Raw genomic sequence first — 21,213 nt, 5'->3', positions numbered from 1 at the left:
CGTTTGTGTTGTCAAATCACAACGTGCGCTTGATCAACATTCGTTGTATAGCCCTTTCCGTTAAAACCAGGCCACCCAATATTTGAGCCGACATTATGTCTAAAACAAGCTAGGTAAAGTTCAGTCATAAAGTTTCTCTTAAGCTACTTTCTTATTCAGTATGTGTTCGGCTAAGCGCTTGATACCGCCACCGTCCGTAATTAAATGTTCAAATAATTCGCCATTCGGGTTTTTAACTCCTTCCAACTGGCCTTTTTTGATGCCTAAGACATCAGAAATAATTGGATCTGAACCCGAATCAGCCAACAAGTAATATGCCGAGATCTGTTTGATTTGACCGTCACGGTCTAAGCGACCAATACATTGATCATGAACACCAGGCGACCAATCCAACTCACCAAACACAAATGTTTTGCATTTTGAGTGGTACTGCAAGCCATCAAGCCCGGCAGATGAACGTAATGAACTAATGAAGACTTTGCTTTCATCATTCAAGAATGCTTGTTTAGAACGTTCCTTAGCTGCAGGTCCTTCCGTGCCTGTATACATAACAGGATTGAATTCAGCCAAGCGTTCTAGCCAAATGTTGTACACATCTCGATGCCAACCATAAAGCATGACTGATTCACCAGACTCAACAAGCATACGCACGAACTCAGCGACATACGGCGCTTTGGCGATACCTGTTGCTTGGCGCATCATAATATTGAATTCTTCTGTCGCACGAAGCTTTTGCCCTTGGAATTCCTGAGTAGAGCTTAAAATTACTTTTGCCAGTTCCATTGCCTTGCCCTTAATTTGATCCAGTACTTTAGGATCGCTTTCGACATATTGAGGGATGATTTGTACTGGCGGTAACTCTCGATTTACATCTGCTCGAGTACGGCGCAACATTAGACCTTCATCACGTAAAAACATCCCAAACGCTTTAGGATCATTAATACGTTTTTCTTGTGAACACCACTCACGAGCGAATTCAGTAGCGGTACCTAAGCTATCTGGACGCAATATTTCAATGATGTTGTAGAATTCATCACCGTAGTTATAAATCGGTGTAGCTGATAGACCGAGGCGTAATTCAGCTTGGTCACTAATGAGTTTAGCAGCGGAATACTTTTGCGATGTATAGCCAGTCCGTAACTCTTGGATCTCGTCAAACACTACGTACTTAATCTTTCCGGCAAGATATTCAGCCCAACCGTTCAACTTTGAATAACTGGTGATAATGACATCGGGTGCTGCTTCACCCTCTTTGTGCAATGGATAAGGCGATGCTTTCTTTAGGATGTGACATTTTAGGTGCGGAGCAAAGCGTTCAATTTCATTCTTAATTTGCATTGGAAGATGTGTCATTGTCACAAAAAGCGCCGGGAGCGATTCAGGTAGAATCATCGGACATATTCCACTCGCTGTTTTGCCAAGGCCCAAATCATCCCCCAAGAGCAAACCTTTAACATTAAGTAGTAGATCTGCAGCTGCTCTTTGATACTCATATGGAGGCACGGCAAGATCAAATGTTTTGATCGGACGTTTATAGTCCATCACATCCAAAATATCTTCTTTTAGCGACACATAAGCCTTAGATTGCGCTTTCATGTATTTAAGATCATCAACATGCATTGGATAACGTTCAATAAACCAAAGTAGGTCGTGACAATTAGACGGCGTATCGCTTAACTCAATAAATTTTGATGCATGTTGGCTGACTTGTGGGAATACACGCTTAAGTCGTGTTTTAACATGTGGTTCACATTCAATGTGCCAGTTTTTTTCTTGACGAGAAATGGTGCCGTAAGATTTAGACATTAGAAGACCCCCACTAAAATACGATGGCGGTAAATAAATTTATTGTTCAGTTGGATTGGAATGTTATTCACCCAATACGGTGTACCAACCACATAGAGCGCTTTTATGCTGTCATGGCTTAAATAGCGATTGATCTGACGCAATAATGCGTTACGTGCACCATCTATTTTTAATTCAACACCCACCTTGCCGACATCAAGCTCAACAGTAAAATCAATGATGTCTTTATTTGATAGACGAACCTCACGTTCATACGGAATCTCATTGGCAATAAACATTTGCTCAATCGCGAATTGTAAGTCTTTTTCGTTATAAAAACGGTATTTGTGTGAAGAAAACAGAATTCCAAGCTCTTCAATCGTTTTCATTCTGCATCCCCTTGGTCAGCTTTAGCAGCCTTTTTGTTTTTCTTCACCTGGTTTTTATCAATGGATTTTGATGGTACCAGTTCAACTTCACATTCAGTACACGATAATCTAAAAGTAGGACTACACGTTGCACCACGGCCACACTCAGGACACGCAAAAGATGCCCTAGTCTGTTTCTTAGGCTCAGGCTCAGGCTCTTCAAAATTGGCTAAACCAAGCTCTTGATAGAGTGTTCCACCGATCATAGTTTCTTTGAGTACAATAAACTCGTTATCATCGCCGTTTGGTTGTTCACCCTTATAAAGTTTAACAACCTTAGGTTCTGGTATTGGTTTGTCGTCATCATCTAACGGATCTTCATCAAAAGCCGTTGGATAATAACCGCCAAGGTTTGCACCGGTATTTGATATGTCGATTAGTCCGATCGCTACATCAAAGGGATTCATTGTAGTGGGAGTCGGTTCCTCTTCTTCATCACTTGTTGGGATGGCATATCCAGTGAGGGAATCTTGTGCTTTTGACGGTTCGGCAACTGGCTTCTCTTTTTTAGGTGATTTCAAAGCTGAATTGATTTCATTGCCAAGTAAGGCAATATGAAATAGCTTTGGAGAAGCAGTCGGAATGGACTCCAACAACTGCACTTGCTCTTGAATCATTTCTAGACTTGAAATCGTTTTGGGTGCGTACTTGTCATACCATTTGATGATACGCCCTTCATCGACTAGCTCATTGCACACTTGAATAAACAAGCCATCAGGTACAACGATTTCGGTCATCTTCTCGCCTGTCGTGCGACCTTCTTTTGTGCCGTCATCAGTCATAATCAAACCGATCTCAAGCATAAATGCCGCAAACTCAGCATTGTGATATGAGCGTTTAGATGGCTCACCAAAAATGCTTTGTTTCATATGACACATCTCATGTGCATAGCATTTAAAAATGTTAAGCAATGGTTGGGTGCCAAAGTAATCAGGGTTAAGGGCCAGTTCGTGCGTATACGCCGTATCATCTTCTGTCGAAGCAAATCTATTCTCAGACCAATAACCGGTATTTTTGTTGATACGTTGAAGCGTAATCAAACAATCTGGTAATTCATTTTTGAATAGCCTTTCATTGAAACGGTCATACACCAACTGCAGTTCTTCATAAAACTGCAACGTAGTTCTATTCTTTATGTTCATTTTTCAGTCGTCCAAACAGGATCAAACTAGGTGTGGATTGTACAAAACAACGTTTAAAGTTTACGCACAGCTTAAAATACAGTCAATAGTTTAAAATAATCAGCAAAGCATATATTTTTTTAAAAAAAAATTACAACACAAAAAATAAGTATCATTAAAGTGTAGGTTTAATAAATTGTGGTTGGTTTTCATAATATGAGTGTTACGCTTTACTTCCACACAGGTTCTTAATAATGCTGTTTATAGAAAACTGGATATCGAAATGAGTCTGAATAACATAAAACTAACAGCCAATTGTTTTGCCCTTACACATCCTGAAAATGAAAAGAACTTGTTCAAGTACATTTTTAGAGAAATGTTTAAACGAAATAAGGTCGAGACATTCTGTTCCGCAAAAGTCATATTTTTTACAGATGGCAAGCACATCTATTTAAGAACGTGCGTATCGGACGTCAAAATCCCAATGGCCAAAGAATACATTGAAATTTCGCACGGTCAGCAAATCACTGGAAAAATCATGGTTCCTCTTAACCGTGAATGTAGCTTTAACCGCCAAGAAATTGAAGAATACATTTCGGTCCACGGCGAAAAACCCAAAGGCAATTCAGGTAAGAAGCGTAAAAATCTAACTGGAGATGAAGCAGCCGAATTCACCAAAAACGCTCTTAGTAGCAAAGGTCTATTGGATGTCACTATAATTGAGCAACAATGTGGACCACAGCTCAGCATTTTGAATATTCCAGTCCAGACCATAGATATTTCATTTAGTGCGACTGTTGGTGATTTAGAGCTATTTAAAACAGCATGGCTCAATGGTATTGGTCGTGATAAAACCTACGGCTTTGGAATGATCCGCTTAGATGGTACTTTGTTTACACCGCCTTGTAATAATAGTGCTCACGCCTAATCGAAAGGACTTTTAAAGTCCTTTTTTCAACGAAATTTTTTCAGATATTGATCTGATGTAGATCCTGGTTGCTCAACATGAGAAATAAAGATTTAGATCCAAAGATAGGAATACCACTTAAAGTCATCACAGCGCGATTAGAACATGTGAAGCTTAACCTCAATGGCTTAATGAAAAGTGTAGAAGCTTATGCGATCGCACGACAAAACAGTAAAGATCTGCACGAATGCCTAATCAGTGGTGATGAATGGACATATGCTGCACTAGATTGTCGAGATCCTATCTGGCGTGAACGAATGAAACGCACCAGTACCATTATGGGTGTTCAAGCCACTGGCCAAGAAATCCCACTCTCATTTATCAATCAGCTACCTTGCAACATTGGTGAAATCATTACTCTTGGCTCATGGAGCCTAACCAAAAATATTTATCGGTTTGAAGATCAAGTCATTCAAATGCTTGTAAAGACCGAGTACAACCGCAGTATCCCCGGTTTCCTATTAAACCTACCTGATATTGCGATCTACGTTCAAACCGACAATGCCAATCTCTACGTGCAAAATGAACAAGTGGTCGGTGTTATTTTTGCGAAAAACACGTTGAACGATCGCAAGGTGCTATTTACCACGGTATATACCGATACTGGCTTAGCAAAAACCATTACCATGCACTTCCCTGATGATGATGATTTTGAATCAACTGTTGAGGACTGCATGACCGATTTCATTGATACGTTTTTTGATGAAAAGAACTTGCCAGATGAACAAGAAATTAACACGTTCATGGAACTGCAGAAGAAGCTAATCAATTTGATTCTATGGTTCAGCCAAAAAGAACCAGATCTCAGACCATTAACACCAGAAACAACACAAGCCAGGCCTAAATTAGAGCTGATTAAGCGTGAATTGCGTTTATTTGAGGCCAATAAGTACAAGCCGACTATTGTTGGTACCGAAACAAATAAAAAGATCAATGAAGCGATCCTAAAGCGCGATGAAGATCTAAAGTCTGGCAACTACAAAGGTACCAAAAAACCACATCCACGGGTTCCTCACTGGAACTTTTACTGGTTGGGCAAACGTGGTACCAAAGAAAAATGGGTTAACCATTGGATACCATTTCAGATTGTTGGCGGTGTGCCTAAAGAAAAAGGGCTCTAAGGAATAAGTTATTAATTACGCAATGGTTGGGTAGTCTAAAAAATATTGGATTCCAACACTGATTCCGTAAAGCCAGTAAAAGCCCCATGAAATAAGAAAGAGCCCTATGTTGGCTCTTATTTTGTTTTTGTAAATCTCAATTTTAACGCAGCGTGATTTTCACTTTACCAACACACTTTTTGTTTAGTGGGCGATTATTACTATCTACCCGTCTCAAATAGCCACATTGACTACAAGCAAAAGTATCATTACCTGAATCATTCGTAAATTTAAGCCAAATGTGACCATTGCCATCGTCTATATCTGTTTTAACGTATTTATCTAGATTCATGCTTAAACCTCTTAATAAGCTCACTCGATAATAACAATAGTTTTGCTTAGATAGTATTTTTCCAAAAGGAATTATTAGCAGATTTTATATGTTTTTTAAGAAAAGTTTTTGAGCGCTTTTATTTATTAAAATTGAATTATTAAGCAAGGAGTTATAAAGCATGGCTAAATCAATAGACCAGTTATGGAGTGAATTACAGCAGATTCAATTTGATGAATCTAATTCCTTACCATGCGAATTCCATATCTGGAATAAAGGTACATATCGCTATCAGATCCTAGATTGGTTTGAAGCAAATTCTGAAAATGGCGTATTAAGCTTGCAAGGCAAAACCCATAAAACATTATGGGAAGAGTTTGGCAACACCCCGATAAACAATGATGATGAAATCGAAGAAGACTTTCATCTATGGGGCAAAGGTACAGACCGCTTCATTATCTGGCACTGGTTTGATGATCAATTAGAACACGGTGTAATTAGCTTAATTGAGAAAGGAGTTGCGTAATGGGATTATTTACTTGCCCTCACTGTAATAGTGATATTGATACTAACGATAAAAAGTCTGGCCATCAGGTGAATGATGTAATTCAAGAAACCTTTTGTTCTGTTGACTGCAGTATTGAATATCTGGTGCATAACTCACAAATGATTGCAGTAGATCAATACGGAAGTTTGCCATTAAGCAATGAAAACCTGAATGAATTCATTGAAGCATTTTCTAATGAGGGTGTTGAAGATGATGTGTTAGAACACATCAAAGCTGAACTTTGTTAAGTAATCGCGCACCTGCTCTAAACAACACTGACAATGGCATTTAAAAAAAGGGCTTAAATCATTTAAGCCCTTTTAATATTTATACGATAAGAAAACTTTCTAATGTTTTACCAGATTCAATCTCACGATTTAACCAGGATGGACGTTTACCACGACCGGCCCACACTTCTTTGTGGTTATTCGGGTTGCGATATTTAGGATCTGCTTTAACCACTGGCTTTTTATTTAATTTACGATTTTCGCCGTGCTCATTTAATTCAAGAATAGTTAAGCCTAATTCTTTTGCGATCTCAAACATTTTGAGATAACCGTCATCAAGTTTCTTATTCTCTACTACAACAATTTGGTTTTGTGCCTTTTTAATTAGGTCTTCTAACTGGTCTTTACTTAGGTTTTCAACTTCCATAACTAATCTCGAAAATTTGGATATATCAAATATACACCAGTGCGTTTTGTTTACAACCGCATACGGTACTTTTAATTGATTAAAATATTCGACTTATTCCATGGCTATTCTAATTTTTAAGCATAAGTTATTCCCACTTTAAATCCATTAATCTAAAAATACATTCAACCTGTTAGGTAAATTAATATGCACAAGTATCTCATGATGAATCTTGCGATTAACGAAACATCAGCACTACCAATTGGTATCCGTATTTGTGATTTTAATATCGGCTTATATGCCTCTAAGAAAATTTCAGAAGTGCCAGCTTTAATGGCATTGGTTAATTACACCCTGTTTAAGTATTCAAGCTATGAGAGTGAAGAACTTGAAGACATTGAAACCTTATTAGAAGAACATGATTTTAAAACTCGCTATGACTCTTGGGAAATCAGCGGTGATTCTTTTTACGTTTTAGGTTTTAAAGAAATTACAAAAGACGAGTTTGAATTATTGCAAAAACTTGACCTGTTGACCGTGGTAGACGAATACAACTACCACCATAAACTTTTGTCGAATCATGGTGAGCATAAGTTTGACGAATATTTCAAAAACTTTAACGAGTCTAAAGAGCAAGAAATCTTGAAGCAGTTTAAAGACATTGCATTCAACCTAAAAAGTGATGCCCCTTTAAACTCGACATTTGCTCAAGACGTTATAGAGTTGCTGACTACCTACAAGTTTGGTACAGCTTTAGAACCTATCGACAGCACTCACAGCGATACAAGAAACCGTTTCTACTTTAGCCATACGCTTGAGGGTGACTTCGCATCTGGAGCTATTCAGGTCATTATTTCAAATTACAAAGAAACTGGCGTCAAAAACCCTTATTCAGTGATTGAGCCTTTAAATCTTGAAATTATGCTTGAAGATGAACAATGTTTTGATGATGAATATGCAAATCTCGTTGTTGAATGCGAGTATGTGTTTAATCTTATTAAGACCGACTTATACACCAACACTTTTGAATAAACCAAGCCTTTAAGAGAGAAATCTCTTAAAGTTGCGCTTAAAAACGTAAACGATGTTTTTTTAATTGATTAAAAAAGGTTTTGAATTTTTAGCGCTGCAATGGCGCTCGTCATTATTAATTCTTTCTGGATGCTTAAATAAGTATTTTTTAAAAAAACTTTATCCGTTCATATTCTTAATATAATGAAACCAAATCAAGCAAATAGCTTAAAACTTGGAGAAAGCTCATGAATTTAAACCCTAATTTTTGCCCGATCGATTTTAACGAAGTTTACGGCAGTACTGACAATTTACCTTTGTTCTTGGTTAAAGCGTCACGCCAGGATTCTAACGATGACGAGCATAGTGAGTATTTCTTCATTCGAGCACCTCATGAGCACCGTTTAGCTTTCTTCCTTGCTCACATGTTCAAATCACATGTAGATAATGCCCTTTTGACCTTGGAAAACTTGGCTGAAGAAAATTATCAAAATATCCCTGAATTGGAAGAGTTGATGTCTTCATATGGTGTGATTGATGGCGTTGGCGTGGATACACTTTTTGATTTCCGCGCTAAGGAACTCACACTTGATAAAGCGCTGGAGCTAGTCGAATTCATTGAAATTAACCCACTCAATACTGATATTGTGGGCTCACTATTCTTGGAGGCACTTTAATGAATAGTAGCTTTATCTTAATTAATGAAGCTATGGCGCCTATTCGTAAGAATACGGCGCTTTTGGAAACCCTGTTATCTATGATCAGTACTGCAGATCAAGACCACGGCGACCAAAGCCCAAGCTTTCACATTAATATCCATGCTGGCATTGAATTGCCTAATCATGAAATTGCATATACCACTTTAAAAGGTTTTGCAGAGCTGACCGAAGATCATAATCTTTGTATCTATATGAATCCTGAGCTGTCAGAAAATGGCTTTATGTTGCTATCCACTCAAAACGTGGTACCTGATTGCTATGACAATTCTATCTTTGTAGATCTGTCGAATCAGTTATGCAGTTTCTTCAATCAAGAAGTACAGCAGTTAAACGATCAAGCGCAAAAGGCGTTAAAGCTGTTGTTACAGCATAAAATCAATGGAACAGCGATTCGCACGTTCAACCCTGAACAATTGCAGATCTTACAGAAAATCGCTGCATTAGATAGCTTCATGCTCGATGACCAGCGCGATTGGTTTTACTTTTCCGAAGTGACCATTGATAACGCCTATAAAGACATGAAAAAAGGTTTAGAACTGTTGGTTCTCAACGAAGATATTAAGGATGCACTTAAACAGCTACTTGATGCAAACAACATGGAGTTTTGTGATTTACCAATACTCGTGGTTTTGTATCCCCTACTGGTTAAGTCTGAAGAAAATAACGAACTGGTACAGGCTTGCTTAAGTCATCTCATTGGCAACAACTTAATCAATGAGCCGTTTATTGCTGGTGTACAACTTGAAGCTGGTGCATTTAATAGCGAAATGAACACCTATACTTTATTGCCACACATGAAAGCAGTAAAAGAATTGCTGATAGATATTGAAGCAGATCTCACAAAAGTTTAACCGTTTTACTTGAGCTCATTGCTCAAAACCTTGGAGTTGTTATGGATACTATTGTTCGCGTTAAATCAGTTGGTGTTTTAGGTCTATCATCTAAAATCACGACATTTGTAATCGACATCGAGCTTGATGGCGGTAAATTAAAAATTGAAGATCAATTGCTTCATTTTAAGAATACTTTACGTACAAGCTATCGAGAATATGATGAAAGTTTAGCGATCGTAAACAATAAGGCTATACTTTCCAATTTAGACAATGCAGTAAAACCAAACGAATTGCATGCTTTAGTTGATGATTATATCGACTCAGTTTGGGTAACAGATGCCAATAAAAACACCACTCAACAGCGCCGTGCGTCACTTGGTATGCACAATCCAACGATAAAAGACAAAGGTGTTTTGAAAGAAGCCCTTTTAAGTGAAGTGAAGTTAGCCTACAAAAACTATATCAATCAGAACGTAGAAGCCTGATCAGATCGGAAGTATGTTGCGACCAGCATACTTCTTTTTTTTTGAACCTTAGCCTAGAATCATCCAATATCATCGCTTCATACCAAGAAAATCATGCCATATCTCATATATTTAATGTTCCTTGCGTTTGCAAGCGCCGTAATTTTAGTGAAAAAGGCTTATGGTCTTAACATCCAATTATTTGCAATGGGGATTGTCATCATCATTGGACAATTGGCAATTTTTTGTTTTATCAACGCAGCGATTAACATCAACAATGAAAAACAACATCGCAATGCCGTCAAAACCTTGCACTATGGCGCTTCATTTTCATTAATTGTGGTCACTACACAGGTCTATTTATATAAGTATGTGTTGCACAAACAGGAATATTTGACCATGGCAATTTACTTTTTAGGAACGTGGTTTGCAATCACCCTTTTAGACTCAGTGTTTAAGTTGATCAAAGTTGGTATTTTTAATAGCAAGAAAGACAGTGCTGAAGTTGTGAACTCAACGCGTAAAGTGACGGTAATTACATTAGCGATCTGTATGTTTGGGTATTACTTATTTAGCAAATATGCATTAAACATTAACGTACTAAACTAGACATCTTGTAAGGAAAACCGCACCTAATACACAAGCGCAATAACCAGCAAAAAAGAACATCCTTTTAATTATTGCGCTAATCTTTTCCGTCACAGCACTGTTATAAACAAAAAACACAATCATAAACATTAAACCGATCGTGCAGGCGAATAAGGTAAAACCAATTAAATAAGTAAAAGCAAAGTCAAAGTTTAATACCACTGGAAAACCAATAGATACAGCCATTAAAGCTATTGTACTTGATGCATTCATATCTTAAAGCCCATCTAGCAACTGGCTTAATCGTAGCGATAAATAAGGTTTAAAACTGAAACTTTATGATTGAGATTGGTCAATGCACATTACCAAAATGTGCTTGGTATATACCAGAAAGCAAAGAACCAGACGCAAAACGCCTGGCTCTTTAAAATTGAAAGGTGAATAAAAAAACACAAAACACTTGAACGCATTTCTTATTCAAGGTCAGTTTAATTAGATTTTTTGCCCTTGTCTATGTAATGTAAAAGTGGACAGCATTAAAACAATCTATATTTTTTGAAAAAAGTTTTAAAAATGTACAGTGAAATATAATGAATGTATGAGCTCAATGCTTACCATTTGGAGAAATTATATGAACTTTGAAATCTTATCTAAAACAAAAGTTGTCGGTCTACAAGAAGATTCTCTCACCTCTTTTCAAAATTTTATGTTAGAAAATATTGCATGGGATAGCCAAGTCCGTGCTGATTATTACCAGTCAAATAAGAATACTGTACTGCTGGAGCTACCAGTACGTTTACGCCGTGACATTCAAATCGAAAACATCAACGGCGCTTTAGATGCACAAGTTAATTTTGAGCTGATCTACAAGCAAGACCAAGGCAAGTTGGTATCTTCATTGGTCGTTGATACGCAGTACTTGTTATGTATAGATGATCAGGATATTGATCTTTGGTCAATCGACAGCGAACTCAGTTTCTTACAAGAAGCTGACCGCAATCACCTTAAGAAGCTTATGCGTCATTGCGATGATCGTTTCCATGCGTGGATGCGCGAGATTAAGTCTTACTTCAATCGTTTGACAGTACAGCCGTTGCATCTTGATATGCAGATCAAAATACGCAAGATCGTAGGCTATACAGCGGTGCTACCTAAGACCTTTCCATAAGGTTTTAGGTGTCAGTATAAAAACAAATAGACCGCAATTAAGCGGTCTATTTGTTTTTGCCTAAAACGGCGTTAACAGATCTATGTAATATTTAGCCCTTAAAACTATTGGCAAGTATCTGAATAACGCTCAGCACTTCCAAAGAATGATTTACCCTGATTGTCCACGATGTCTACATACAGATCTGGTTTAACTGGAGCATTGGCGAATACAGAGCAATAAAACGGATGAATCTTTTCATTCACAAAGCGGTTTAAAGAGTCAGTTTCATCAGAAGAGTATTTATCTGCAGTTTTGCTAGACATCTGAACGTTCATATTAAAGTGTTTTGAATACTTCACTTTTTTAAGTACCGCACCAGTTTCAATCTGGTACGGTGTTTTAGTGTTAAGTAAACGCTCAACTTTACGTTTGTTTTCAGCAGTAGGAGAAAGCGCAACAGCAGATTTTAAGCTGTTTGTATTCAGGTTATTTAAAGAACTATTAGCTAAAACAGCGCACGACATAGACACTGAGATTATTGCAACTGCAGATAGTTTTAGTGTTTTGAATACGTTCATGTTTAACGACTTTCCTGTATATACTTAAATTATATACTTAATATACGATATTTGATTTTTTTGGAATTTTAATCTTATTTGATTTTGTTAATCGGTATATACCAATAAGATTGTTTATACGCAATTTAGCAAGAATCGCCCCCTTGTTTGGGGTTACAATTATTGTAATTTACAGATTGTTGATACAGGAAACCGATATGTCTGAAGAAGTAAAATACGAAGACCGTGTACGTGCTGCATACCGTTCTGCTCAAGGCAATGTAGCTCAAGAGTTCTCCCCTCACATTGTTAAAGCATGTGAAGCATCATCAAACGCACGTATGGAGCGCTTAGCAACTGGTCAAACAACATTTGACGAGGAAGAAGCTGCATTGATGAAGAAATGGAATGCACTTAAAAACAAAGCCTAATCATCGCGAATACAACCTAATCTAGCTTACAGCGGATTACCAAACCCAATCACTCATAAGTAGAACAATATGGACGATAAACTTGAGTTTTATTTAGATGCGAAAGACATCTTATCTCAACCTACCAGTTGCCAAGCGCAAGGCGACTATAAAAAGGCACTGGAAAAAGAAATCACGGAACATCGAATAGCGAAAATGGAAATTTCGCCGTTACGTGGCAATTACGATCTCGACCACCTCTCTAAAATCCATGAAAAAATCTTTGAGCATATTTACGATTGGGCTGGAGAAGTGCGTCTGGACGACATTTCTAAACGTGCGATCGACCCGAACGGTAATTATGAAATCGGTCATTTCCTAGATAAAAACCTGATCCCTGATGAACTGAATAAGTTCTCACAGGCGGTTAAAGAAAAAGACCACCTGAAAGGTTTGGACAAAGACCAGTTTGTGCAAGAGTTCACTCAGCTTTATGCCAAGTTAAATGAAGCTCACCCTTTTGAAGAGGGTAACGGTCGCGCTGCAAAACTGATGATGAACCAGCTGGCGAATGATGCTGGTTACACCATGGTATATAGCAAGGTCGCCGTATCAGATTGGAACTATGCGTTTAAACGTTCACTGACAGATCAAGAGCTTTATGTCGGTGAAAACTATGAAAACCTAGAACCGATGGAACAAGACCTCTCTTACCTTTTAAAAGTCATGGACAGTATCATTGAACCATACGATCTAGTCCTGAAGCTTGAAAATACGGAAGAACAAGAGCAAGAACAGGAAAATGACCAGGATAAATCAAATGATGATGATTCACCGAGTTACGGATAATTAGATTAATCCGTATACGATGGCTTTTAATTGATTAAAAGATTCTTGAAAAAAGAATCTTTTTTTTTTGAGAAAAATTTCTAATGAAGTGACTCAGATTAAAATAAAACCTTAGGAAAATATTGTCCGAAACTTGGAGATGAATAATGAATAACGCAGCACATCAATTTGCAAATAAAGTGGTCGCTCAATACCAATTTACAAACGGAAGTGATTCAAGTCTGAATCATTTAATTATCGGCAACAGCACCGCAGAAATTATCGACACCTTAATTTATATGCTTTTCTCAAGCCATGCTGAAACCTATGACGATGGCGTTGTTTGGTTTAAATCAGTGGACGCAATTAATGTTGAGAAGTCTTACATTACTTACAACAGTCGAGAAAGCTGCATTTTTGCTTATTTTGTGTTTGATAAAAATCCATTAATGCTGAAAACAACCGCATTGCATATTGATAATGTTTGTTACTTTGGATGTGAAAGTGACACCACCAATAAAACCATCGAATTTTTAGAAAAATTCAAAGTTCGTGTATCCCTTGCTAAAGAGTGCCACAAGTTCAAATTCAATACTGAGCATCATGAAACCTTGATGCATGAAACCATTAAAACCTTAAAAACTATCTATGAAGAACATAACGACATGGATGCCGAAAAGTTATCTCAACACCATGACACAACTCATTTAGTTAACACATTTCTTGCTTAACCGTACACCATACAATAAACAAAACCCGAAAAAGGATATAACAATGCTATTAGGCGCTTTAAAACAATCTCTAAGCTCAGTCATCGACATGAACCGCTACACCGCCCTTTGCTCACATGTGGAGGGTGAAAACTTGCCGTTATGCGCTCAATTTCGTGTACTTAAATATATCTTTGGTGAGCATGGTCTAAGCGCACTTAAAAATTACAAAGAAGTTGAACACATTGACGAAGCCTTTTTGAAAAAACACTTCCTACGCATGATGAACTATGACTTTGAAGCAGTCATATACCTTGCTATGGTCGGCATGCGCGAACTTATCTTAGAAGCTGATGCTTTTGACCATGACGGCGAACAAAACGCCCAAAATGAGCTTAAACAAGCATTCCAATACGTTTCAGAAAATGACGTTCGTAATTTTGCTTATGTCACTCACATGGGCTATTCAGAAAAGTATTTCAACTGGAATATCATTCGCCACCAGTCTAAAGATGAAGCGGATAATCCCCTCACCTTTTGGTTATTTAAGAATGCAATGTATTCACTATTTTTCAACTTAGCCAATCGGAAATAATGCCCCAACTCATTAAGAGTATTTAAGTCCGAACTTAAGTACTCTTTTTTTTGCATTAGAAAAATAGACCGGTATATACGCCGTCTAAGCATGGCTTAAAACGTATACGATGATTTTAATTGATTAAAAATATTTCAAATATCCATTACGTGTTTTAGGTCGGTTAATCAATTCCAATAAAGTTATTCATTAGTATTTTTTAAATAAAATGGCTCTATCGAAAGCAATTGCTTAAAACTTGGAGTCCTGTAATGAATCAACTTGATAAGCTAAATCATTTAAAAAATATCATCAAGCAAGTACCACATGAGCGTTTTGATCTGGATTTATGGCGCACGATCCCTGGTACCGACAATATGACTTTTGCTCAACTTATAAATAGTGATGCTAATTGTTGCGTCATAGGTTGGGCGACAGCTGATGAAACATTTAAAAGACTTAACTTCATGATGTTAGACGGCGTTCCCCTTTATGCACCATTCCGTGCGAATACTGGTGAACCATTCACTTATGAAGAACTCAAAACAAATGTTGTTTATCGCGGTTCTGAAGCAGTACGTGAGTTTTTTGGACTCAATTATGAAGATGTCGATCATATTATTTTTGAGAGCAACTACGCTTTTGAAGACCCAATCAAAGACGAGATTATTGATCATATCAACCATGTTATTGATCGTGTAAACATCCGTCCACAAGACCTTGACCATTTGTTATCTAGCTCAATTGTTGCACTGGATAAAGAAGTCCGTGAGTTCACTTTAAATGATGATGAAGTCCGTGAAATATCTGTTGTGGTTGATTGCTTCAATAAGTTTTTCCCCGATGGTGCTTATCTTGAGTTTATTGCTACGGTCAACGTACCAGGTGATTGTGATCCACTGGAATACATCGCCAGCAATTACAACATTAAAGAGCCATTAGCTTTCGTTCCTAAGCCGAATGAAGCATTAGAAGAATATCTGGAAACATACCCGATCGAATATCTCATGCATAACTGGCAAGAGGATTTCATTTCGCCGTATGACGAAATCATTAATCAACGTTTAACGCACATCGCATTGCAAAATTTAAATAACGCAAAAGCAGTTCAATAAGGAAACCTACCCATGACAATTGAAAATCCGCAACTCGTCAGTGCCATCAACGAACTTGGCTTTTACTTGCCACAGCAAGTACAACAGATACCGAACACCACAGAAGCCGGGTTTCGTGTGTATGTGATCGATACAGCAAAACATACCAACATCGAGGCACTAATTAGTGCTATTGAGAATGTCAGTATCACTTCACAGCCCTTTTATTTTCAAGATGATTACGACATGGGCGTGTTTTTTGAGGGATTTAGTTTCTTCTTGCCTATGCTCATTACACAAGACAGTGATGCACCTTTACCACTGTTCTTAATTCAACTGGATTTGTAAGTCCAACAGCGGTACGTGCGCCAGTATGTACCGCTACCCCTTTTGGCACACCGCCTAAAACTTGGAGCAGATATGAACAAAGCAACGACCGTTGAGCGTTTAGAAAAGCTGATTGAGCTAGTGATCGAGGTCATTCCTGATGAAAGCTTTGATTTCGACATTTGGCGTGATTATGACGCAAGCCATACAGAACAACACACCGATTTCTTTTCAGGTTTCACCACTGAAGAATTGTTAGATAAAAATATTGTAGGATGCCTGATTGGTTGGGCTACGTCTGTCGAGTATTTCCAAAATCTAGGTTTCAATTTTCATGGTTCTGTTGGGCCAATCTTCATGTATGAAAAAATACTCAGCAATGAAGAGCTAAAAGATGCGCCTGTTGTCACTGTACCAGTCGTTTACCAGTGGAAAGCAGTACGTGAGTTTTTTGGCATCACTCAGGAAGATGCTTTGGTGATGTTTAGCTATGACAATTACGACCAGGCCAAAATTGATAAGGACACAATGATTCGATTTATTGAACGCATCATCCAAAAATATAAGTAACCACCGAAACGGCGCAATGCCGTTTTGCTAGACGTTATAACCGCTTACGATGATTTTAATTGGTTAAAATATTTTCAATATTTTTAAATTTTGAGAAAAGTTTTTCCCCTGGTACACCCCTCTATACTTAATCCATAGCAAGCAAGGCACAAAGCCTTAAATCTGGAGTAAGTCGAATGAATACAGCGCATAAGTACGATGATCAAGTCATCATCCCAACAATAGCCGGGCAACTGGAGTTGCTGTCTGGTACCGATCTAAACAAAGAACTGGCTGAGCATGTTTTTCATGAAGCACCAGACATCGATCTAAGTATCTATGACATTTTTATTGTCTGCTTAAGTGGCGGTAAGGATTCGATTGCAGCGTATTTGCGCTTACTGGAGGCTGGAGTAGATAAAAGCAAAATTGAGCTTTGGCACCACAAAATTGATGAAGAAAACCAGCCGTTCATGGATTGGGTGTTCATGGAAAACTATACCAAAGCATTCGCTCAGGCATTCGACACACCATTGTACTTCAGTTGGCTCGAGGGCGGTTTCCTTGGCGAAATGCTCAAAGAAAACAGCTACTCAAAACCCCACTTCGTAGAAACACCAGAGGGCTTAATTAAGCTTGAACGCGACAACAACCGCAGTAAACCAGGCACACGCTTGAAGTTCCCACAACAAGCAGCCAGCCTCATGACGCGCTGGTGTTCTTCAGCGTTAAAGATCGATGTCGGACGCAGAGCATTGAACAACCAAGAACGCTTTGACGGCAAGAACATTTGTTTTATCACTGGTGAACGCCGTGAAGAGTCACCAAACCGCAGTAAGTACAACCAGCTAGAACCGCACCCATGCGACCGTAGAAGCGGTAAGAAAGCAAGACGCGTTGACTGGTGGAAGAACGTGCTTCACTTCACTGAAGAGCAAGTATGGGCGTTACTGGAGAAGTACAAGGTTACGCCACCAGTGCCATATCGCTTAGGTTGGGGCCGTAGCTCATGCATGACCTGTATCTTCAACAGTCCTAAAATCTGGTCAACCATCAGCACCTACTACCCTGAACGCGCTCAGCTGATCGCTGGTTATGAACAAAAGTTTGACTGTACGATCAGTCGCTCAAAGCTCGATGTCGTCAGTCTGAGCAATGGCATTGAGCCATTCGACATTCAGGATATGGAAGCACTGGTACAGTCCAAAATTGAAAGTTATTACCTACCAGTGTTCACGGATAACTGGACGGTTCCACCAGGCGCATTCAACAAGGAGGGTTGTGGATCGCTGTAAATTAGGGTGCCATTTGGCACCTTTTTAGGATGAAAACCGCAAGCGATGTTTTTTAATTGATTAAAAATGGTTTGGAATAATTTTGTTTTTGAATAAGTTTTTGACACCACCTGTCAGCATAAAATGATTTTAAACCAATCAATATGAGATGATGTTTATGACAACTTTAAACGAAACAATGCAAAAGTTCTGTAAAGCTAAGGCAATGATGACCTATTTAATGTCTGATGATCCTATCATTGATGAATCTGTCAGCCGTTACGAAAATTGGGCATTGGCTTATGACCTTTTTGTGAGTATTGGGCATCTGGATCTAGAACAAGTTGAGCAGATCTGGAATGAAAAAACCCATACCAATTTTGTGCTTTGGGGTGTAGTTGGTGAATGTTCAATAGAAGAAATTGTATCGTATGTGACAGAAGAATATGACGCTCAAGCTGTCACACTGGCGCAGATTAATGAATTACAAGACGGTAAAACACTGGCAGAAATCTAAAATCAACCTAAGGAATGAGTTATTAATTAAGTATTAATAGCTCATTTTTTATTGTCTGAAACTATACAACTACCACCTTGAATTATTTTCACAAGCATCGCCATCGCCGTCACCATCCATCATGGTATCTGGGCAGTTTTTCACAAACCAATCAGCTTCTTCTTTAGATCGCATTTGAGAGCAATGCTTACGACCATCGCACTTATAGGCTACTGGCTTTTGATATATAGCATTTGTAGTTTGATTATCTTTATATAGATATTTCTTTAATTGAATGCTACCTAGATATGCCACCCCAATAGCTATGCTAATAAAAATTATCCATAGATATAGTGGCAATGATTTTTGCTTGTCATGCGTTTGTTCATGGTCGGAATAGTAAACATGGATTGCCCTATTTTTATTTTCTTTTTTAACTACCTCGAAATAGACCTCTCGACCTACTATTGGCTGTTCGCCTTTCTGAAAATCCTTAATATGGAAAAATACATCACCAAAATTACTCGTAGATATAAAACCAAAACCACGCTCATTATTATATTTTTTAATTGTTCCTGTTAGTACCACCTAAAACCCCAAATATATATTAAAAGCTATATTAATTATATTTGTTAAACCTAAATAAATACTATCTTTTTTTTAAAAAATAGTTTTAAGGTTTATGGATTTATTATAATTAAAACATCAAAAGCAATTGCTTAAAACATGGAGTAGCTATTATGAATAATTTTTTCGCTGGTGCTGAAGTCATCACTGTTTTTTCTTTACAAGACGCTTTAGAAGAGGGCGTGATTCTTTGCCTTAGCGATAAAGAAGAACATGCCAAAGATTGCAAACAGTTCTATAAGTTCCCTGTTTATATTACAAGCAACTTGTATAACAAGCACCTGACAGCTGCAAAAGCAATTTTTCCGAATGGTACGGAAGCTGATGCTGAAAAAATCAATGATTTAATGGGATATACCATCTTTGATATGTTGAACATGAGCGTTCGTGGTTCAGTTGCACTTAATGACCAAAGCGTTAAGTTTAAATATGCTCTACAAGATACACCGCATACCTTTTCTGACACCTTAATCACCAATATTGCTACGGTTGGGCCTGGTGTGAATGGTGAGCCTATCATTACTTTTATGATGCCTGAAGACCAATAAACACAACACCTAGCATTGACCAAACAATGCTAGGTTTTTTTGAGATCCGAACGTTCATTGAGAGGTATAAAAAATTCAAATGGCGACTATGAAAATTGACAACCCTGACTTATTCGGCTTTGCAAATATGCAAGAAATAGAACAACAAAGAGAAAAAAACGAATTAAAACGTATAGAAACGATGAAGCTTGTCCGTTGTGACTGGTTTATCGCCGTGACATCTACTGGAGAGCTGTTTAAGTACAGTGAAAAAGTACCAGCAAAATATAAGGCGTTTAAAGGCATTAAATTATTCAAGTGCTGGAATGAAGCTACCGCGGATCTCGTGTTAAATGCCGTAAAAGGCGCAATCAAGCGTGATCATTACGAAGTGCCAGACGTTAAAAAAAGCAAAAAGCTTGCTGTTGATAGTTGGGTAAGAAACATTGATCTAAAGTTTCTACATTTGCCAGTCGGTCAACTCACCAACCTATACAGGGAACATCAGGAGCGTTTAAGACTGAAGCGTGAAAAAGCCAGACTTAAAGAAAATGAAAACACGTATGACGTAGAACCGCACTAATCACACCCACCAGGAATAAGCACCCATAGCTTATTCCTTTCATAAGATGATGGCCGTAAACGGTGTTTTTAATTGATTAAAAATAACTTGAAACCATGAGCCTATCAGCCGTAATACTTTTACTGAAAAGTTATACAGGCCACATGCACCGATATAATGAATACATCAAAGCTCATTGCTTAAAACTTGGAGATACGACAATGCAACTACAAAAATTTAATACTGGTACTGCTAATGTGCGCCACTTGCTACAAAGCTTCACCCAAGCGTATGACGGTTTACCAAGTTGCGTCATCAATGTGATTGGCGTAGCAACCAAAGCAGATCCGCAGTTTATTTTTAACATTGAACTGGATGTCATTTTATTTCACCAACACAAGTCACAAGCCTACTGCATTGAAGTCAATGCACCGTTACAGGTTCAAGCCATCGCAGACGCTCACGAATCATTTAGATTCAGTCCTGATGATTCTCATGCATTGATTGAGGGCGAAGTCATGGATGTGGCGATAAATTTACAACGCCAAGCCATTAATGACATGATTCAATATGATTTGCTGTCAGATGCAGAACTGGAAAAGTTCAATACATGGAATAAAGGTTTCGCCAGTGCATTACTGACAGAATGTTTTGAAGATGTCGCAGATTTTAATGCGCTGCATAGCTCACATTTTATGGCGAACACTGTTTATTTAAGACTGATTGAGTACTTTAAAAACAACCTGTCATAAGAAACCATTAAACAAATAGAGGGAGATCCAATAAAGGTCTACCCTCTTTTTTTTATGCCATTAGATTTAATGACGTATACGATGTTTTTTAATTGATTAAAAAATATTGAAATTTTTCATTGCCAGTTCCATAAGTAATTTGAGAAAAGTTTTTAAGGGATATTTCACAAATATAATTAATTCATACCTAAGCAATTGCTTAAAACTTGGAGTTGAAGATATGAAAAGAGAGGTGGTCCCACTTGTTTG

At 37.9% G+C, this 21,213-nt stretch carries 29 protein-coding genes and 2 pseudogenes; 22 read left to right on the top strand and 9 right to left on the bottom strand.

Translation table 11 applies throughout. The features are described 5' to 3' along the window. Window positions 1-138: 138 nt before the first annotated feature. Genes G5T77_RS15900 through G5T77_RS15890 form a run of 3 tightly spaced genes read right to left on the bottom strand, consistent with a single transcriptional unit; the run spans window position 139 to window position 3,355 of the window. A complete protein-coding gene (locus G5T77_RS15900) occupies window positions 139-1,806 on the bottom strand; it encodes a DEAD/DEAH box helicase (protein ID WP_129717107.1) in 1,668 nt (555 codons plus the stop codon). Next, window positions 1,806-2,174 carry a hypothetical protein gene (locus G5T77_RS15895; RefSeq protein ID WP_044102302.1) on the bottom strand — a complete coding sequence of 123 codons (369 nt, stop codon included), beginning with the start codon at window positions 2,172-2,174 and terminating at the stop codon, window positions 1,806-1,808. The genes G5T77_RS15900 and G5T77_RS15895 overlap by 1 nt, the downstream gene beginning before the upstream one ends. After that, window positions 2,171-3,355, bottom strand: coding sequence for a SprT-like domain-containing protein (locus G5T77_RS15890; RefSeq protein WP_129717105.1), 1,185 nt, complete (start codon window positions 3,353-3,355; stop codon window positions 2,171-2,173). Before G5T77_RS15890 ends, G5T77_RS15895 begins: the two co-directional genes overlap by 4 nt. Window positions 3,356-3,617: 262 nt before the next feature. Between G5T77_RS15890 and G5T77_RS15885 the strand changes: the two genes are divergently transcribed. Together G5T77_RS15885 and G5T77_RS15880 are read left to right on the top strand one after the other, a co-directional pair. Beyond that, the gene (locus G5T77_RS15885; protein ID WP_227504916.1) at window positions 3,618-4,262 is read left to right on the top strand and encodes a type I-E CRISPR-associated protein Cas6/Cse3/CasE; all 645 of its coding nucleotides are present in this window, start codon (window positions 3,618-3,620) and stop codon (window positions 4,260-4,262) included. A 146-nt stretch (window positions 4,263-4,408) separates the two neighbouring features. Next, window positions 4,409-5,422: a hypothetical protein gene (locus G5T77_RS15880; RefSeq protein WP_233735364.1), complete on the top strand. Its 1,014-nt coding sequence runs from the start codon at window positions 4,409-4,411 to the stop codon at window positions 5,420-5,422. A 142-nt stretch (window positions 5,423-5,564) separates the two neighbouring features. Here G5T77_RS15880 and G5T77_RS15875 read toward each other — a convergent pair whose 3' ends face one another. After that, the gene (locus G5T77_RS15875) at window positions 5,565-5,753 is read right to left on the bottom strand and encodes a hypothetical protein (RefSeq protein WP_024160741.1); all 189 of its coding nucleotides are present in this window, start codon (window positions 5,751-5,753) and stop codon (window positions 5,565-5,567) included. A gap of 160 nt (window positions 5,754-5,913) precedes the next feature. On the opposite strand from G5T77_RS15875, the gene G5T77_RS15870 reads away from it, so the two are divergent. Together G5T77_RS15870 and G5T77_RS15865 are read left to right on the top strand one after the other, a co-directional pair. Next, entirely contained in the window at window positions 5,914-6,258 is a 345-nt protein-coding gene (locus G5T77_RS15870) for a hypothetical protein (RefSeq protein WP_038350037.1), read from the top strand. Continuing rightward, the gene (locus tag G5T77_RS15865) at window positions 6,258-6,527 is read left to right on the top strand and encodes a hypothetical protein (RefSeq protein WP_038350036.1); all 270 of its coding nucleotides are present in this window, start codon (window positions 6,258-6,260) and stop codon (window positions 6,525-6,527) included. Before G5T77_RS15870 ends, G5T77_RS15865 begins: the two co-directional genes overlap by 1 nt. A 79-nt stretch (window positions 6,528-6,606) precedes the next feature. Here the strand turns inward: G5T77_RS15865 and G5T77_RS15860 are convergent, their stop codons facing one another. Continuing rightward, a complete protein-coding gene (locus G5T77_RS15860) occupies window positions 6,607-6,933 on the bottom strand; it encodes an H-NS histone family protein (RefSeq protein WP_024160744.1) in 327 nt (108 codons plus the stop codon). A 186-nt stretch (window positions 6,934-7,119) separates the two neighbouring features. On the opposite strand from G5T77_RS15860, the gene G5T77_RS15855 reads away from it, so the two are divergent. The 5 genes from G5T77_RS15855 (at window position 7,120) to G5T77_RS15835 (ending at window position 10,548) form a co-directional block, all read left to right on the top strand. After that, a complete protein-coding gene (locus G5T77_RS15855) occupies window positions 7,120-7,944 on the top strand; it encodes a hypothetical protein (RefSeq protein WP_038350035.1) in 825 nt (274 codons plus the stop codon). A gap of 227 nt (window positions 7,945-8,171) precedes the next feature. After that, window positions 8,172-8,600 (top strand): hypothetical protein, encoded by a 429-nt coding sequence (locus tag G5T77_RS15850; RefSeq protein ID WP_024160746.1) that lies wholly within the window; start codon window positions 8,172-8,174, stop codon window positions 8,598-8,600. Next, window positions 8,600-9,493, top strand: a complete 894-nt coding sequence (locus tag G5T77_RS15845; RefSeq protein WP_166138531.1) for a hypothetical protein — start codon at window positions 8,600-8,602, stop codon at window positions 9,491-9,493. Before G5T77_RS15850 ends, G5T77_RS15845 begins: the two co-directional genes overlap by 1 nt. Before the next feature lie 41 nt (window positions 9,494-9,534). Then, window positions 9,535-9,960, top strand: coding sequence for a hypothetical protein (locus G5T77_RS15840; RefSeq protein ID WP_166138533.1), 426 nt, complete (start codon window positions 9,535-9,537; stop codon window positions 9,958-9,960). Between the two features lie 93 nt (window positions 9,961-10,053). Further along, window positions 10,054-10,548, top strand: coding sequence for a hypothetical protein (locus G5T77_RS15835; RefSeq protein WP_227609673.1), 495 nt, complete (start codon window positions 10,054-10,056; stop codon window positions 10,546-10,548). Here G5T77_RS15835 and G5T77_RS15830 read toward each other — a convergent pair. After that, entirely contained in the window at window positions 10,540-10,800 is a 261-nt protein-coding gene (locus G5T77_RS15830) for a hypothetical protein (RefSeq protein WP_035272626.1), read from the bottom strand. The genes G5T77_RS15835 and G5T77_RS15830 overlap by 9 nt on opposite strands. A 358-nt stretch (window positions 10,801-11,158) precedes the next feature. On the opposite strand from G5T77_RS15830, the gene G5T77_RS15825 reads away from it, so the two are divergent. Continuing rightward, the gene (locus G5T77_RS15825) at window positions 11,159-11,695 is read left to right on the top strand and encodes a hypothetical protein (RefSeq protein WP_005028527.1); all 537 of its coding nucleotides are present in this window, start codon (window positions 11,159-11,161) and stop codon (window positions 11,693-11,695) included. A gap of 104 nt (window positions 11,696-11,799) precedes the next feature. On the opposite strand, the gene G5T77_RS15820 is transcribed toward G5T77_RS15825, so the two are convergent. Continuing rightward, window positions 11,800-12,255 carry a hypothetical protein gene (locus tag G5T77_RS15820; RefSeq protein ID WP_005006073.1) on the bottom strand — a complete coding sequence of 152 codons (456 nt, stop codon included), beginning with the start codon at window positions 12,253-12,255 and terminating at the stop codon, window positions 11,800-11,802. A gap of 197 nt (window positions 12,256-12,452) precedes the next feature. Here G5T77_RS15820 and G5T77_RS15815 point away from each other — a divergent pair, with 197 nt between their 5' ends. From G5T77_RS15815 to G5T77_RS15775, 9 genes are all read left to right on the top strand, one after another. After that, window positions 12,453-12,665, top strand: coding sequence for a hypothetical protein (locus G5T77_RS15815; RefSeq protein ID WP_005006071.1), 213 nt, complete (start codon window positions 12,453-12,455; stop codon window positions 12,663-12,665). Between the two features lie 69 nt (window positions 12,666-12,734). Continuing rightward, window positions 12,735-13,493 (top strand): Fic family protein, encoded by a 759-nt coding sequence (locus tag G5T77_RS15810; protein WP_024160753.1) that lies wholly within the window; start codon window positions 12,735-12,737, stop codon window positions 13,491-13,493. Between the two features lie 146 nt (window positions 13,494-13,639). Then, a complete protein-coding gene (locus G5T77_RS15805) occupies window positions 13,640-14,203 on the top strand; it encodes a hypothetical protein (RefSeq protein WP_057694171.1) in 564 nt (187 codons plus the stop codon). 43 nt (window positions 14,204-14,246) lie between these two features. After that, on the top strand, window positions 14,247-14,777 hold the full coding sequence (locus G5T77_RS15800) for a hypothetical protein (RefSeq protein WP_024160755.1): 531 nt from the start codon (window positions 14,247-14,249) through the stop codon (window positions 14,775-14,777). A 251-nt stretch (window positions 14,778-15,028) separates the two neighbouring features. Then, the gene (locus G5T77_RS15795; RefSeq protein WP_077169165.1) at window positions 15,029-15,871 is read left to right on the top strand and encodes a hypothetical protein; all 843 of its coding nucleotides are present in this window, start codon (window positions 15,029-15,031) and stop codon (window positions 15,869-15,871) included. A gap of 12 nt (window positions 15,872-15,883) precedes the next feature. Beyond that, the gene (locus G5T77_RS15790; protein WP_044111919.1) at window positions 15,884-16,198 is read left to right on the top strand and encodes a hypothetical protein; all 315 of its coding nucleotides are present in this window, start codon (window positions 15,884-15,886) and stop codon (window positions 16,196-16,198) included. A gap of 72 nt (window positions 16,199-16,270) precedes the next feature. Further along, complete coding sequence (locus tag G5T77_RS15785; RefSeq protein WP_005006052.1) at window positions 16,271-16,747, top strand: hypothetical protein; 477 nt, start codon at window positions 16,271-16,273, stop codon at window positions 16,745-16,747. A gap of 176 nt (window positions 16,748-16,923) precedes the next feature. Next, the gene (locus tag G5T77_RS15780) at window positions 16,924-18,021 is read left to right on the top strand and encodes a phosphohydrolase (RefSeq protein WP_125269093.1); all 1,098 of its coding nucleotides are present in this window, start codon (window positions 16,924-16,926) and stop codon (window positions 18,019-18,021) included. 157 nt (window positions 18,022-18,178) lie between these two features. Further along, entirely contained in the window at window positions 18,179-18,517 is a 339-nt protein-coding gene (locus G5T77_RS15775) for a hypothetical protein (protein ID WP_024160759.1), read from the top strand. Window positions 18,518-18,586: 69 nt separating this feature from the next. Here G5T77_RS15775 and G5T77_RS17490 read toward each other — a convergent pair. After that, a pseudogene (locus G5T77_RS17490) lies at window positions 18,587-18,724 on the bottom strand (excalibur calcium-binding domain-containing protein); the annotation flags it as partial. A gap of 183 nt (window positions 18,725-18,907) precedes the next feature. Beyond that, window positions 18,908-19,084, bottom strand: a pseudogene (locus G5T77_RS17395) (cold shock domain-containing protein); the annotation flags it as partial. Between the two features lie 152 nt (window positions 19,085-19,236). Between G5T77_RS17395 and G5T77_RS15765 the strand changes: the two are divergent. The 3 genes from G5T77_RS15765 (at window position 19,237) to G5T77_RS15755 (ending at window position 20,964) form a co-directional block, all read left to right on the top strand. Next, window positions 19,237-19,671 carry a DUF6573 family protein gene (locus G5T77_RS15765; RefSeq protein WP_005006045.1) on the top strand — a complete coding sequence of 145 codons (435 nt, stop codon included), beginning with the start codon at window positions 19,237-19,239 and terminating at the stop codon, window positions 19,669-19,671. An 88-nt stretch (window positions 19,672-19,759) separates the two neighbouring features. Then, window positions 19,760-20,233 (top strand): hypothetical protein, encoded by a 474-nt coding sequence (locus G5T77_RS15760; RefSeq protein ID WP_227504915.1) that lies wholly within the window; start codon window positions 19,760-19,762, stop codon window positions 20,231-20,233. 200 nt (window positions 20,234-20,433) lie between these two features. Beyond that, window positions 20,434-20,964, top strand: a complete 531-nt coding sequence (locus G5T77_RS15755; RefSeq protein WP_024160762.1) for a hypothetical protein — start codon at window positions 20,434-20,436, stop codon at window positions 20,962-20,964. Window positions 20,965-21,213 lie beyond the last annotated feature (249 nt).

Origin of the sequence: Acinetobacter sp. GFQ9D191M (assembly GCF_011174875.1) — a bacterium.
In the GTDB taxonomy this organism is placed as follows: domain Bacteria; phylum Pseudomonadota; class Gammaproteobacteria; order Pseudomonadales; family Moraxellaceae; genus Acinetobacter.
Note: the sequence above shows the minus strand (reverse complement) of the source record. Positions and strands in the feature narration are given on the sequence as shown.